The sequence below is a fragment of the Rhodopseudomonas pseudopalustris genome, from assembly GCF_900110435.1.
GTDB lineage: Bacteria > Pseudomonadota > Alphaproteobacteria > Rhizobiales > Xanthobacteraceae > Rhodopseudomonas > Rhodopseudomonas pseudopalustris.
In genome coordinates, this window is sequence record NZ_FODT01000012.1 from 119,346 (window position 1) to 133,732 (window position 14,387).

The 14,387-nt window shown below is 64.8% G+C and carries 15 protein-coding genes; 12 read left to right on the forward strand and 3 right to left on the reverse strand.

From position 1 onward, the window contains the following. Window positions 1-69: 69 nt before the first annotated feature. The 11 genes from BMY71_RS20365 (at window position 70) to BMY71_RS20415 (ending at window position 12,526) form a co-directional block, all read left to right on the forward strand. Entirely contained in the window at window positions 70-1,062 is a 993-nt protein-coding gene (locus tag BMY71_RS20365) for a hypothetical protein (protein WP_092685948.1), read from the forward strand. A gap of 17 nt (window positions 1,063-1,079) precedes the next feature. Further along, window positions 1,080-2,159: a phage major capsid protein gene (locus BMY71_RS20370; protein WP_092685949.1), complete on the forward strand. Its 1,080-nt coding sequence runs from the start codon at window positions 1,080-1,082 to the stop codon at window positions 2,157-2,159. A 70-nt stretch (window positions 2,160-2,229) separates the two neighbouring features. After that, complete coding sequence (locus BMY71_RS20375; protein WP_139202700.1) at window positions 2,230-2,895, forward strand: hypothetical protein; 666 nt, start codon at window positions 2,230-2,232, stop codon at window positions 2,893-2,895. 65 nt (window positions 2,896-2,960) lie between these two features. Beyond that, on the forward strand, window positions 2,961-3,458 hold the full coding sequence (locus BMY71_RS20380; protein WP_092685951.1) for a hypothetical protein: 498 nt from the start codon (window positions 2,961-2,963) through the stop codon (window positions 3,456-3,458). A gap of 11 nt (window positions 3,459-3,469) precedes the next feature. Further along, entirely contained in the window at window positions 3,470-4,177 is a 708-nt protein-coding gene (locus BMY71_RS20385) for a phage adaptor protein (RefSeq protein ID WP_092685952.1), read from the forward strand. Beyond that, a complete protein-coding gene (locus BMY71_RS20390) occupies window positions 4,174-6,252 on the forward strand; it encodes an autotransporter outer membrane beta-barrel domain-containing protein (RefSeq protein ID WP_092685953.1) in 2,079 nt (692 codons plus the stop codon). Before BMY71_RS20385 ends, BMY71_RS20390 begins: the two co-directional genes overlap by 4 nt. Continuing rightward, window positions 6,253-6,705 carry a GNAT family N-acetyltransferase gene (locus tag BMY71_RS20395; RefSeq protein ID WP_092685954.1) on the forward strand — a complete coding sequence of 151 codons (453 nt, stop codon included), beginning with the start codon at window positions 6,253-6,255 and terminating at the stop codon, window positions 6,703-6,705. Beyond that, a complete protein-coding gene (locus tag BMY71_RS20400) occupies window positions 6,705-7,469 on the forward strand; it encodes a hypothetical protein (protein ID WP_092685955.1) in 765 nt (254 codons plus the stop codon). Before BMY71_RS20395 ends, BMY71_RS20400 begins: the two co-directional genes overlap by 1 nt. Before the next feature lie 44 nt (window positions 7,470-7,513). Next, window positions 7,514-8,155, forward strand: coding sequence for a hypothetical protein (locus tag BMY71_RS20405; RefSeq protein WP_139202701.1), 642 nt, complete (start codon window positions 7,514-7,516; stop codon window positions 8,153-8,155). A 1-nt stretch (window position 8,156) separates the two neighbouring features. After that, a complete protein-coding gene (locus BMY71_RS20410; RefSeq protein WP_092685957.1) occupies window positions 8,157-9,599 on the forward strand; it encodes a hypothetical protein in 1,443 nt (480 codons plus the stop codon). Next, window positions 9,596-12,526, forward strand: a complete 2,931-nt coding sequence (locus tag BMY71_RS20415) for a hypothetical protein (protein ID WP_092685958.1) — start codon at window positions 9,596-9,598, stop codon at window positions 12,524-12,526. Before BMY71_RS20410 ends, BMY71_RS20415 begins: the two co-directional genes overlap by 4 nt. A 70-nt stretch (window positions 12,527-12,596) precedes the next feature. Here BMY71_RS20415 and BMY71_RS24545 read toward each other — a convergent pair whose 3' ends face one another. Then, window positions 12,597-12,944, reverse strand: a complete 348-nt coding sequence (locus tag BMY71_RS24545) for a hypothetical protein (protein ID WP_139202702.1) — start codon at window positions 12,942-12,944, stop codon at window positions 12,597-12,599. Then, window positions 12,931-13,359: a hypothetical protein gene (locus BMY71_RS20425; RefSeq protein ID WP_092685960.1), complete on the reverse strand. Its 429-nt coding sequence runs from the start codon at window positions 13,357-13,359 to the stop codon at window positions 12,931-12,933. Before BMY71_RS20425 ends, BMY71_RS24545 begins: the two co-directional genes overlap by 14 nt. Before the next feature lie 72 nt (window positions 13,360-13,431). Between BMY71_RS20425 and BMY71_RS20430 the strand changes: the two genes are divergently transcribed. After that, window positions 13,432-14,082 (forward strand): phage tail tip lysozyme, encoded by a 651-nt coding sequence (locus BMY71_RS20430; RefSeq protein WP_139202703.1) that lies wholly within the window; start codon window positions 13,432-13,434, stop codon window positions 14,080-14,082. Window positions 14,083-14,084: 2 nt separating this feature from the next. Here the strand turns inward: BMY71_RS20430 and BMY71_RS24550 are convergent, their stop codons facing one another. Then, window positions 14,085-14,300: a hypothetical protein gene (locus BMY71_RS24550; protein WP_139202704.1), complete on the reverse strand. Its 216-nt coding sequence runs from the start codon at window positions 14,298-14,300 to the stop codon at window positions 14,085-14,087. Window positions 14,301-14,387 lie beyond the last annotated feature (87 nt).

Consider the following 14,387-nt stretch of genomic DNA (forward strand, 5'->3'; position numbering starts at 1 on the left):
TGTATTCAATGACTTGATACAACGCGGTCAATGGGATACGTTTTGCTGCACCAAACCGTAGAGGGGTTTATGAAAATCTCGAATTTGACGGACGACGTTGAAGAGCCGGGCTCGTCCGACGGCCAAACCCTGGACGCCTCGACCAACCCGCCCGAGGGCGGCGAGGGCGAAATCGCGACCTCGTCCAACGCGACCGACGAAGACGCTGGCCTTCTCGATGTTGTCCGTGACGTGGTCAACGATCGTGAAGTGTCAGCCGATGCGGCCTCGTCAGCCGAAGTCAACGAAGCCGGGGAAGACACCGGCGCACCTGCTACCACTGAACCGGACGATTATTCCGACGTCCCGTTCAACAAGCACCCACGTTTTCAAGCGCTGATCGCCGAGAAGAATTCGCTTCGGGAAGATGCTGTCCGTTATCGCAACGTGCAGAGCTATCTCGACACGAACAACCTCTCGGCGGACGAAGCCGCCAACGCCCTTGCCGCCTTCGCTCGTGCGAAGGTGGACCCGGCAGGCGCATTCGCGGAGCTGAAGCCGTGGTTGCAGGATCTGCTTGTCGCGGCCGGAGAAATCCTGCCGGACGATCTGCGTCAGCGTGTCGAAAAGGGTGAGTTAACCCACGATACGGCGATGGAGATCAGTCGCGAGCGTGCGAAGTCGAAGTCGCACGAGAGCCGGCAGAGCTTCGATCAGCAGCGGCAACAGAGGGACCAGGACGCCCAGCGCGTTCGAGACCTGACCGGCGCCGCCGACACGTGGGAAGCGGACCGCGCCGCCAAAGACCCGAACTTCGCTGCAAAAAAGCCCGCGCTTTTCCGGGAACTGGCATTTCTTCAGATGGCAGAAGGCAAGCCGAGGGACGCAGCCGGCGTCAAGGCCCAGCTCAAAAAGGCCTATGACGCCGTCAATTCAACGTTCGTCCTCCCGGCCGCCGCGCAGCAGTCGCAGAAGAGACCAGCCACGCGTCCCGTAACGGGCGGGGTCAAGGCAGGCACTGTTCGCGAGGCGCCGAAGTCAACGCTCGACATTGTTCGAGCTAATCGGCGCGTCACGAACTAAATCAGGGTCACGGACCAATGGCGTTTACCGCGGAAGAAATCGCGAACATCAACAATGCTACGCTCGAAGCCTTTATCGATAAGGGCAAGGTTTGGGTGCAGAACGTCGCGAACAAGCCGATGCTGCAGGCATTCAATGCTGCAGCCGGCAAATTCTCGGGCGGCAAGGACTACGTGAGCTTTGGCGTCAAGTCGGGCCAGGGCGGCGGTTCGCTTTCTGGCTACACCGGCGACGACCAGCTCAGCTACTACAATCCGGTCGGCATCAAGCGGGCGAAATTCCCGTGGAAAGAGCACTTCATCGGCCAGCAGGTGACGCATACCGAGCTGAAGATCGACGGCATCGATATCGTCGAGGACGACGGCGAAGTGTCGACGAGCCCGATGGATGGCCGCGAGGATCACGCGCTCGCCAACCTTCTCGACGAGAAGAACGAAACGCTCGGCGAGGACTTCGCGTTCAGCTTCGATCGTCTGTTGCACAGCGACGGCTCGACCGACGCGAAAGCCTTCGCCGGCATTCAGTCGATCATCCTCGACGTGCCCGCCGCCGGCATGACCGGCAGTCTGTCGCGCGTCGCCAACCCGTACTGGCGCAACCGGGCGGCGACCGTCGTGAACGGGCTGGCCGGCGGGCAGGACGCGATCACGTCGGCAACGGCCAACGGTGGGGCTCTGATCGAGTTCCTGGAGAAAGAATGGCTGTTGCTCTCGAAGTACCGCAAGGGCTCGACGCGCTACAAGCTGTTCGCCGGCTCGGATTTCATCGCGGCGTACCGCAAGGAAATGCGCGCCAACGGCTACTACACCACGAACGGGCTCGGCGGAAAGGTCGACGGAAGCCAAGGCGCGGTGGAATGGAAGCAGATCCCGATCGAGTGGGACCCGACGCTCGACGATATCGGCCTGTCGAAGCGCATGTATGTCCTCGACATGGGGCGCACCGGTTTGCGGCTGCTCTACCTGAACGGCAAGCGCATGAGCAAGCACAAGCCGGCCCGGCCGTATGACCGCATGGTGATGTACAACGGCATTTCTACGACCTGCGTGCTGATCGCCAAGCAGCTCAACACGTCCGCGGTGTACGATATCAAGTAAGACAGCGTGATACGGCGGGCGCCGGTGCGCCCGTCGATACGCGTCCCTCTCAAATCAAGGATCACCAGCTATGCCGTCTAACCGATCGTCTTCGAACGCGATGGTGCTCGCGAGCGCTGTCGCCAACAACGCCACCGTCGATATCGGCTACCCGGCCGGAACGTCGCAGAACAACTACAACGCCGGCAACGCCGGCTCCGGTCATTACGTCATGTTGAACGACAACGACAAGATCGCTGCCGGCGCGGGCGTCGCGTTTTCGTTCGGCGCCGCGGCCATCACGATCACCAACCAGAGCGGCTACACCTGGCCCGCCGGAACGCGGCTGGCGGTGAACGCCGACCAGCAGGACGGCAATCAGGTGATCTTCCTGCAATTCCCGCTCAAGCTCGCGAAAGTCGCTAACGGCGACGTCGTCACGGAAATGCGCCCGGGCGTATTCGGCGCACTCGAATACGCCGAGTTCGTCACGACCGACCCCGTAACGACGGCGGGGAAGGCTGCGTCGCTCAACCTGGAGATCGACACGACTGACGTGACCGGCGGCGTCGTCGCGCTGACGTCGGCCGCCGCTACGCCGCTGGGCAAGGTCATCGCCGGCTCGGCGATCACCGGCAACAACAAGCTGACGCCGGCGAGCAAGCTGTCGCTCAAGGCGTCGGGTGTGACCGCCTTCGCCGAAGGTGAGGGCGTGCTGTTCGTCCGTGTCCGTCTCAATCAGGACTTCAACTACTAACCGCGACAGCGGGGCTTCGGCCCCGCTACTCACTTCACCGCGCCCAAACCTTCGGAGGCTTCGATATGGAAACCGCAAATATTCTGCTGTCGATCGGCGGCGACGACGGCAACACGGTCATGAAATGGGGCGTCACCGCCGCGGAGATCGCGGTGCTCCGCGCTATCCACGGGGAGGCGGCCGTCAACGATGTTGAGCCGACCGGCGAGACCGATCGCACACACCGGCAGGAACGCGAGCGTCTTATCGGCATTTACGGCCGGGCGCGCTTCGCCGATGACAAGCCGGTTGTCGACAACCTATTTCCCGGCGTCGCGGCGCGCGTGTTCGAGCGCCTCGACGAGCTGGATCTGGACGAGAGCTTCTTCAAGCCGACCAGCCGGGCGAAGCCCCGCGCAGAGCCGGCCGAAGTCGTGCCCGATAAAGCGCAGGGGCGACGAAGCAAGAAGGCGCCGCAGCCGGCAAAGGCGCAACCCGCGACGCAGGGGGAAAGCGGCGGCGAGGCCGACGATGGTGACGACGGGATCGGTGACATGGACGACGGTCAAGGCATCATGGACTGAAGGCCAGAACTATGCGCGACGTCACACTGACGAAACTTCTCGACAAGTTCCGCGTCGAGATAAAGGCATCACCGAGCGCCGCGCATAACGCCGGGGCGCGCGATCAACAGGTCGCGCTGCTCCAGTCGACGCAGGAATGGTTGTGGGAGGACTTCACATGGCCGCACCTGCGCATCGAGCGTCTATATCAGTTGCAAGCCGGTCAGCGGTTCTATGACGTCAAGAACGACATGCTGATCGACCGCATTGAGTTGATCGAGGTGAAGGTTGACGGCCGATGGCGCAGGTTGGACGCCGGCATCGACGCTGATCACTATGCGGCGCACGACAGCGCGCTCGATCAGCGCGCGTCGCCCGCGCGGCGCTGGCGCATTTACGAAGGCGAGCAGATCGAGATTTGGCCGGTGCCGGACGCTAACGGCGTGCTGGCTTCGCAAGAGGGCTACATCAAGGTTGGGGGCATCCGCCCGCTGCGCCCGCTCGTGGCCGGCAGCGACCGTTGCGATATCGACGATCAGTTAATCTATCTGTACGCCGCGGCGAAACACCTCGGGATGACAGAGGCGGGAAAAGTCGCGCTCAACATGGCGAACAAGCGCCTGGCGAGGCTCAAAGGTGAGCTGACGCCTCGTCGCGAATTCAAGGTGTTCGGGCTCGGCGATATCGCTCAGCCGCGGCGCATGTTCGTCGGGCAATACCGGCCGCCGAGCAACGCATGAGCACGATCTGGCTGCGCGACTTCAAAGGTGGCCTGGACGCTCGGCGTATGCCGGAGGCACTGCCCGGCGGGTTCGCGATCCGCGCCGTTGACGGCCACATAACCCGCGGTGGCGAGTTCGAGCAGCGCGCCGCTTTCGTCCCGGAGTACACCTTGCCGGCGGGGCAGACCGTCGGCCTGGCTGTAGGCCGCACGGGGCTCCACGTGTTCGGCCACGCCGCGGCGCCAGCCATGCCGAAGGGTGTGACGTATCAACGCTTGCAGCATCCGGACGGGGCAACAGCGCTTCACCGGGTCATGTCGGCCGACATGTTCGCCGGCAAGCTATACGTCGTTGCGGAGTATGTTGACGGGTCGCAATACCACTTCTACGACGGCGCTCGGGTCACAGATTGGCAGGACGGCCGCGCGCGGGCGTCGTTCACGATCGTCGCGGGCGGCATTCAAGCGGCGACGCCCGCAACCGGATCGTTCACGGTGTCCGGCGGCACGGCCGGCGTCAGCAACCGCCTGTCCGTCGCGATAAACGGTGTCGCGCTGCACGTTGGGTCCGTCCAACACACCGGGGCCAACGCAACAACGGCAGCGGCCATCGCCGCGGCGATCAACGCGGCGGCCACAAACCCCGATTACACAGCGACGTCGAGCGGGGTCACGGTCCTGATTGCGTCGGCCGCCGCTAACACCGTCGCGAACGGCCTCCCGATCACGGTCACAGTTAGCGGCGACGCGACAGTGACGGGTGTCGGCACAATGTCGGGCGGCCAGATCGCGCTCCCGTCGGCCCTGGTCGATCTGACGGTCAACGGCGTGTCGATCATCGGGGACGCGGTCGACTGGCGCGGCAGCAACGCGGACACCGCGCAGGCCATCGCCGAAGCGGTCAACAACTACTCTTCGACGCCCGACTACACGGCGACGGCCGTGGGGGCGCGGGTCAATGTCCTGGCCGTGGCGCCGGGTGTCGGATCGAACGGCTACACTGTGACGCCGACGCTCGCCCGCGGGCTCGTCGTTTCTCCTTCGTCAGGGATCGTGCTGGCTAACGGCCTGGCCCCGGGGGCAGTGTTCCAGTCGGGCACCTTCGCGAAGACAGTCGGCTCGAAAGTGTATGTTACTGGTGGCCCCAGCCTATTCTTCTCTGGCGTCAAGGTTCCGACTGGTTTTCAGACGACCAACACCGGCGCCGGCTTCATCGATATGTCGACGGAGACGTCCGGCGCGGAGACGCTTCAGGCGCTCGGGAAGTATCTGAATTTCGTCGTTGTGTTCGCGAACCGGGATATTCTCGTCTGGTACGTCGACCCTGACCCGTCAAACAACAAGCAGGCTCAAACCCTTAACAACATGGGCACGCGCTTCCCGCGCAGCGTGACGCAATTCGGCGACAATGATCTGTTCTTCCTCGATGAGAGCGGCGTTCGGTCCCTGCGGTCACGCGACGCGTCGAACGCCGCGTCAACGTCGGATATCGGCATTCCGGTTGACCCCCTTGTCGTGGCGAAGTTGCAGAGCCTGTCAGAGAAGCAGCGGAGCGAGGTTATCGGCCTGATCGAGCCGTCCGACGGCCGTTTCTGGTTGCTCTTCCCCGACGAGATTTTCGTTCTGTCATTCTTCACTGGCTCGAAAATCAGCGCGTGGTCGACATACAGGCCCGCCGGCAACGGTGCGCCGTTCAAGATCAACGACGCCCAGGTGCTGAAACGGAAAGTGTTCATCCGCTCCGGAGACACGATCTATAGCTACGGCGGGCTCGGCGCGGCGCTTGTTTATGACGACACGGCCCCGGAGTTGCAGACGCCCTATCTTGACGCGGATGTGCCCGCACGGACGAAAGACTTCACAGCTATCGACGTGGCGTGCGTCGGAGACTGGCGCGTCGAGGCCGGGCTAGATCCGACGAACCTGCTGGCGTCCGAGAAGATCGCAACCGTTTCGCGCACGACGTACGGCGTTCCGACGATCACTTACCGCGCGGCCTCAACTCACATCTCGCTTCGGTTCGTCGGCGCCGGGCCGGGCTACAAGAAAGTTGCTGCGGCGGCTATCCGCTTCGCTATTCAGGGGGAGGACTGAGTGTTCGTTAGGCTGCCTCTCGAAGAAGAACTCGGCACGTTTGTCGAGCTGGCGCGAATGGCCATGGCGGAAAGCTATCCGGACGAGCCCTTCAGCGAGCAGGCGGCGGCTGCGACTTTCAGGCGGTACCTCGACACGGCCGCCCCGACGTTCTTCTTTTGCGATGACCGCGGGAGGGTGGCCGGCGTCCTTCAGGCGACGATATCGGCGTTTGATTTCTCGGATGGCATTTTCACAACGCTGTGTGGTACGTTCGTGCACCCCGACTATCGCGGCACTCGGGCCGCCGCGCTTCTGATAGCTGAGTTTTGCCGCTGGAGTGACCGCCTCGGCGCGGTCAAGAGCACCGGCGGCAACGACAACCGGCTGACGACGGAGAGAACCACAAGGCTGCTCGGCCATTTCGGTTTCGAGCGCGTGGGGGCCTTCGTCACGCGAAAGCGGGGCGCGTGATGGCAAAGAAGGGTGGCGGCGACAACTCGGCGCAGATCGCGGCACAGGCGCGGCAGGACGAGCAAGCGCGACAAGCGAAGATCCGCGACGGCACCGCGCGCATCAATTCGATGTTTGACGGTACTCCCTATGCACCGATCGCCGCGCCGGCGCCGCAGATGTCGATCGGCGACGCGAAAGCCTTCGTTGCGACCGGGGGAGCCGCGGGCGGCCCCACGCCAGCCGCGCCAGCAGCTCCATTCGACAACGGGGGCTTCGGGGGCTTCACCGATGATTTCTACAACGGCCGGCGCGACGCGTACCTGAAATACGCGTTGCCGCAGCTTGACCAACAGGCGGGCGAGGCGCGGAAGCAACTGACCTTCTCGCTCGCGCGCTCGAACCTGCTCGACAGCTCTACACGGGCCGAAAAAGAGGCCGAATTTCAGCGAACGTTCGACGCCGCGCGGCAAGGCGTTCACGACAATGCGAACGCCGCGGCCAACGAAACGCGGTCGAATGTCGAGTCGGCGCGGGCCGACCTGATCAAGATGCTGACCGCCTCGGGCGACACCGAGGGGGCCGTGAATAGCGCACTCTCTCGTGCGCAGTCGTTATCTCAGCCGACGCCGTTCAGCCCGCTCAGCTCAGTTTTCGCGAACTTCACGAGCGCGCTCGGGGCCCAAGCGGCGGCCGAGCGTGCGCAGGCGTATAGCGGCGGTGTGGTTAAAGCCCCGTTCAACACCGGACTGTTCGGGTCCGGCAGCTCCGTAAAGGTGTCGTGATGCTTCCGCTTTTGCTTGCAGGCGCTGGCGCGGGGACAACGCTGTTGTCGTCCATGTTCGCGGGCAACGCGCAGGACGAGGTCAACAGCGCGCGGCTTGCCGCGGTGAACGGTGAGCGAACGCGGCAACAGGCGCTCGATACGGAAGCCGCGGGCATCAACAGCGGCGCGCTGGCGCGCTACGCGGGTTTCGACACGCAAATGGTGGACCGCGCGAAGAAGCTGTCCGACATGTTCCGCTCCGCGGTCGGCGGCGGGGAGGTGACGCCCGGAACAGCGCTGCCGGCGTCGTCGTCCGACGTCGTCAATCGCGAGATCGGCAACAGGCAGGAAATCGCGAGGATGTTCGGCCTTCAACAGGGCGAGGCGCGCGGCAATCTGCAAGCCTTCGGCGATCTGCTCGGGACGATCAGCCGCGGGCAGGCGCGCGACGCCGGCGCGATCGGTCAAATCGGCGGCTACAAGAAGGGATCGGCCGGCGTGCAGGCGCTCGAACTCGACGCCGCCGGCCATGCTGGCGATCAGAACAAAGGCCTCGCCGATCTGCTCGCCGGCCTCGGCAAGGTCGGGCTGACTGCAGGGCTGTCCGGAACCTTCGCACCCCTCGCGCCGGCAGCGGCAACGGCTGGCGCGCAGTCGGGCGTTTTCGCTTCGGGGGCGTCACCTTTCCTGACGTACGGGCACTGACATGGCGATCAGGCGGAACAGTTACTACTTCGACCCGGGGCTTGCGTCCGCGTTCGACAATCTCGCGTCCGCGTTCGCAACGCCGAGCGGCAGCGATACGCTCGGCTACGTGAGGGGCGCCGCCGAGCGCGAGAAGGCAGCGCGGCTGGCAGAGCTGTTCGCCAACCCGACCGACCCGAATTTCGACCGGAAGAACATCGCCGTCGGCAACTACGCGCCGGTGCAGAGCTTTTATGCGCAAGATCAGAACAACGCGACGACGCGGCGGGGGCAGGATGTTTCGGCCGGCGCGCAACGGGACGTGGCGCGGATCAATAGCGATGGCGCGTTGTCGCGGCTGTACGCTACGCCGATCACCGTGAGCGATGGCCAGACTGTCGTCCTGCCGCAGCAGACGCAGGCCGCCACGGGCTTGCCGCAGTCGCTCGGCGGCAACGTCACCGTCAACCAAGGTCAGCGCGCGGTGCGGCCGGACGGCAGTGTGGTGGAAGGCGCGCCGAAGCCGCCGACGGACAGCGAAGTGAAGGCCGCGATCATCGGCGGGCTGCGCCCGAACGAACAGCGCGCGATCGTCATGCAGGGCGTCGGCACGACGAACGTAGTGGGGGCCGACGAAAAGCCTGTAGTGACTTTCACGCCGGACGCTGTCGGCAAGACCCCCTACGAGCGGGATACGCTGCCGGCGCAAACTGCGAACTTCAAGACCCCGGATGGCCGCACCGGTACGGCGGCGTATGACCGCGACACCGGGAAGTGGAAGGAGACGCAGACCGGCGCAGAGCTGCCGCCAGGTACGCAGACCTATTCGGCCAACCTACAGGGCGACAAGCAGAGCACGGGGCTCGGGGCCAGCACGCAGAACAACGTAGACGGTATGCTTGTCGATCTTGCGCTGGCGCAAGACACGTCGAAGCAGCTCCGCAGCATTATCGTGACGAACCCCGGCTCGCAGGGCCTCGTCGGCTCGATACGCGGCACGGTGCAAGACGTGATCGCTGCGGGCGGTGAAGTTGGCAAGCTGCTGGACGCCAACATGAAGAGCATCAAGGCGGATATCGCTGCGGGCAATGTGCCGCCCGAGATCGTCGCGAAATTCGCGAATTTCGACCCAAGCATTCCGGCGACAAACATGCTCGAAACGCTTCTGACGGCGCAAGTCGCGAAGGTGCTCGACCCGAACGGCCGGATCTCGAACGATCGCTATCAGCAAGTCGCGCGGGCACTCGGGAACGGCGGCTTGACCGGCAACGCGCAACGTACGCTCGCGACACTCGACGCGCTCGACACGGTCATTGAGCGGCGGCGCAACATCTTGGCGCCGTCTTCGCCAACCGCAGCGAGGATCGGGCAGGGCGCGCCCGCGCCCACGGCCGCACCGCCCGCCGCTGCGTCGGGTGCGCCGCAGCGTCTGCGCTTCAATCCGGCAACGGGGCAGATTGAATGATCGAGGTTGAAGCGCCGGACGGCAGTATTGTCGAGTTTCCGGACGGCACCGATCGCGGCACGATGGCCGCGGCGATGCAGAAGCGGTTCGCCGGCCCCTCGCTGTCGAGCGTTGGCGCCGACGCGAACCGAACGCTCGCGCAGCAGCCGGAAGTCATGGATGCGAACGCAGGGGCCGACATTGCGGCGCTGAGCGCTGCGGCCAACCCGCCGGTGCCGTCAACCATGGACCGGATCAAGTCAGCCATCATGGGCGGCGGGACGACGCTCGCGAACGTCGCCGACCAGGCGGCGTATGTGCCCGCAGGCATTCGGCGCGGCCTATCGAAAATCGTCGGCCTGCCTGTGGACCTCGTGAATGCGGGCTTGTCCTGGACCGGCCTGCCGGTGAGCCAGAAGCCGGTCGGCGGCTCGGCGCAGCTCGACGACCTGTTGCGGCTCAACGGTGCAATCCCTGACGTCCGGCCGCCGAGCACGGCCACCGAGCGAATGCTGACGCGCGGCGCCGAAGAGATCGGCGCTGCGGCGCTCCCGGTCGGCGCGGCGATCCACGCCGGCAGGATGGGCGTGCAGGCGGCGCGCGAGTTGCCGGTGCTGGCGCGGATGTTCGTCGAGCCCGCGGCGATCAACCCCGCGGGCTTCGCCGGCAAGGAAATGGCGACGGCCGCTGCCGCTGGCGGTGGCGCGGCCGTCGCCAGCGAAGCGGCGCGCGCTGGCGGCGCGAAAGAGCACGGCGCCTGGGCGAACACCGCGGACATTCTCGGGGCGGTCGGCGGCGCGGCCGGGCTCGGCGCGGCGCGCATGGTTGGCGGCCCCGCGAAGGACATCGCCCAGGCGATTTTCCAGCCCGACAAGTTCAGCAACAAGAACGTCACGGAAGCCGTTGTCGATCGCATCGCCAACAACGCCGACACGCTGCCGAAGGTGGAAGGCAAGCCGGTCGATACGCAGCCGCTCGTCGACGCGATCACGCGCGGCTCCCAGGTTGACGCGGTGATACCGGGCTTCAAGGACGGCGTCGCCGACCGCACCGGCGACGCCGGGCTGGCCAATCTCGAATATGGCCGTCAGTCCGGCCCGAGCGCCATGCGCTTCACCGCGCGCCGCACCGAAAACGCAGCGGCCGTCGATCGGGCAATCAACCGGAACGCGCCGGACGGCAACCCGGCGGACCTGCGCGCCGAACTGGGGCTGGAGCGCGATCGCCGGCTGATGGACGCGAGCGTGCAGTCGCAGAACGCCGCCGACGACTTCGAACGCGCAACGCAGAGCCTGCACCCCGTTTTGGTCGGTGAAGGGCGGGGCGCGAACATTCGCGCGGCGCTGGAAGGGGCCAGCGAACAAGCTCGCGACATGCTTGCGGCGGCTTGGACGCCGATCAACCGGAGCAGCGCGCATGTCGATATGGCGCCGCTCGCAAGTGACTTCGCCGGAGTGCGGCGGGGATTGTCCACCGCGGAGGCTGAGAGGTTCCGACCGCCGGAGGTAGAAATCCCGCAGCGTTTGTCGGGCGAGCGCCCGGTTGACCCGCCACGGCTCGACGCGCAGGGTGAACCGGTCACCGAGACGATTGTGCAGCCGATCCGGGAAGTCACCGGCCTGCGCAGCGCGCTCACGGACGCGTCGCGCGAAGCGCTGACGGCGGGCCGAACCAACGAGGCGCGTATCATCGACCAACACGTCACGGCGCTGGACAACTACCTCGACAACGCCGTGCCGCCCGAGCTGCGCGTCGACTACGAGGCTGCGCGCGCCGCGACGGTCGACTACCACGACCGTTTCACTCGACCACAGACAGCGATCGCGCAGACGCTCGATCGCACCGAGGGCGTATACCGCCAACCTGACAGCGCAGTCGCTCAGAAATTCGTGCAGGCCGACGAAGGGCGAATCGATGACTTCCGAGCGCTGATGCGCGAAGCCGGCAATGACGAACGCGTGGTGTCGTCGGTGCGCGATCAGATCCTCGCTGACGTTCGCGATCGTAAGCTGCTCGATCGACCGGATCAGCTTCGCGACTATTTGACGCGGTACAGCACCATCCTGTCGGACCAGCGGTTCGACGGCACGCGCCAAGAGCTGGACAATGCGGCCGGGCTTCGCGCAGCGCTGACCCGCGCGCAGGAAGCCGAAACCGGGCTCGTGCGTGACCTCGGCACGCCCGATACGCCCGGCCGCGGGACCATCGGCCGCTACCTGCAGTATGGCGACGAGCGATCGCAAGACGCGCTTAAGGGTGTCCTCGCATCAAATAAACCCGGCGCCGCGATGGACGAGCTGCTGAGCTTCGTAAACAACGATCCGGCGGCAGTAGCCGGCGCGCGGAAGTCGTTTTGGGATTTGATGCAGTCGAAAACGCGCTCTAACGGCGAGACGACGCGCACACTCGACGGAACGCAACCATGGATGCCGAACAAGCTGAAGAATTTTCTAGATGAGCCAGGAAACGCAGCCGTCGCCGAGCGGCTATACCGCGGTGACCCGGAGCACCTGTCGAATGTTCGGCGTATCGCCGACGAGCTGCAGAACGTGGACTTGCGATCGCGCACGAGGGTCCCTAACACGTCGGGGACGGCGCAAAGCATTTCTCAGGTGCTCACGCCCGAGACGCTGCAGAGCCGTTTCTACGCCTACAAGCGCGGGCAGACGTCGCTCGGCTTCATGCTGACGGCGCTTGGTTCGGTTGTCGCCCGGCGCGCCGTGCGCGGCGCGCAGGGCGAGGCGATTGAAAAGCTGCTCGATCGTGCACTGCTCGACCCCGAGCTGGCCGCGCGGCTGCTCAGCGAGGGCAACCCGGCGAACCGGGCGGCGCTCGCGCGAACCGCGAAAACCTACCTCGGCAATGAAGCCTCGACGTTGACCGAGATCCTGACGGCGAAGCCGCCGGGGGAGGAAGACCCGATAAAAGACGCGATCACGAAGAAGTAGCCTCCGGGGCTAGAAACGCCGGCTACGTCGGCCCTGGCGAGCTTTGGGCTTGCGCCTTGGACATGCCTCGTCAGACCCCGGAGGCGATCTTTTTAAGCATCCGCCTGTTTTCCGCAAGCGCGGCTTTCACGTCCGGGTCGCGGGAGGCCAGGATGGTGCGGCACAGGTTCGCTCTAGCCGCGCCGCTAACCCCGCGGCGCAGCTCTCGCAACGCCGAATCGCCGTCGCGCCTTAACGCCATCAGAACGTTCGTGGTTAGCGCCTTACTGAACCCTTGCCGCTCCGCAAGCACACGGACAGGCCAAAGATGATCAGACTGCTTGTCGCGGGCAACGCGGATGATGCGATATACCGCCGCTTCGCTGACGCCAAAGCGGCGGGCTATCAGAGCGACGGTTAGGGGCTTACGCTTCGACAACGGAGTGCAACTTCATGATGTACGTCACCCAACCTTTAGGTAGTTTTTCGATCAGCAGCTTAGCGCACGCCGCCGCGTCGGAGTAGCGCGCAAACCAACCGTTCATGACGCACGGGTCCTGGGTGGGCAGGCCACCAACGATATGCTGAACCACGACGTATCTGTAGACACACCCTTGTTCATCAACCGGTAGCAAGTTTCTTACTCGCGCTACAACATACTCGCGCGGCGACGTTCTGCCGGTCCACGTCGTAGGGTCAATGGCTGACAAAGGCTCGATCTCGCGTGGCGGATCCGAAAAAACACGTTCTGTTGCGGCGGTGACGCATTCGGCCTCCGCACCATCGAAGTCCGCGTCGATCGCGAACGCGCGCTTCCCGAATACTGGCCTCAGCACGTTGTCACTGTCAGGCATAGGTGATACCTTCTGCGGTTGAGTTTCTCCGTATTGTGGTATGTCGCTTGTATGCTAAAGTAAAGAGACAAAATGGCCGATAGTGTCCAATACGCGATGCAGTGGCTGCTAAAGCGCGGCTATCAGCCGCATCAAGCGGCGGCGCTCGTCGGCCACGGCATTCAAGAGAGCGGCTTGCGAACCGACGCGGTCGGCGACAACGGCACCGCGAAGGGCGTCTTTCAGTGGCGCGGCGATCGCCTGTCGGGCCTTTACAACTTCGCGCGCGAAACGGGCCAGGACGCGAACAGCCTCGACACGCAACTCGGCTATCTCGATCGCGAGCTGAACACGACCGAGAAGCGGGCGGGCGACGCGCTGCGCGCCTCGACCGACGTCCGCAGCGCCACGCGCGCCGGCATGATGTACGAGCGCCCCGCAGGTTACACGGCGGCTAACCCGGAAGCCGGGCACGGCTGGGCGAACAGGTTCGGGAAGGCGCAGGAACTGTTCGGCGGCGCGCCGGCAGTGACGGCCGACGCACCTGCTTCGCGATTGCTCGCGACACCCGCGGCGACCGTGTGGGGCGCGCCGCCGGCCGCCGTAATGTCGGCTTCGCCATTCGACAATCTCGCCGCGGCGTTCGCGGGGAGCGCAAACCGGGAGCAGGCCGAAGCTCAGGCCGCAGACCAGCAGCGCAGGAAGGCGCTGCTGGGCGGCGGGCTCGGCGCCATGTTCGGCTGACCTTACTTGATCGACCACCAGGCTTGCAGCGCGGTCTGCTCTTCGGCTGTTGCCGGCCTTGTCTCGATGCGGCCGGTGCTGCGGTTGAACCGCCGCCAGACCCAAGTTTCGCTCTCGTCGAGCCACACCGCATTCCACGAAAAGCCAATAGCCAAACCGTAGTATAATTCGCGAAGCAGTTGATAGCCGACGCTTCCAATTCCGGTACTCGTGCCCAAAAATGCGCCCCAAAGTTGTATGTATGCCGTTCTAGCTTGTCAAATTCGCCGACGCAAGCGATACAATATCAAACACTTACGTCGGCT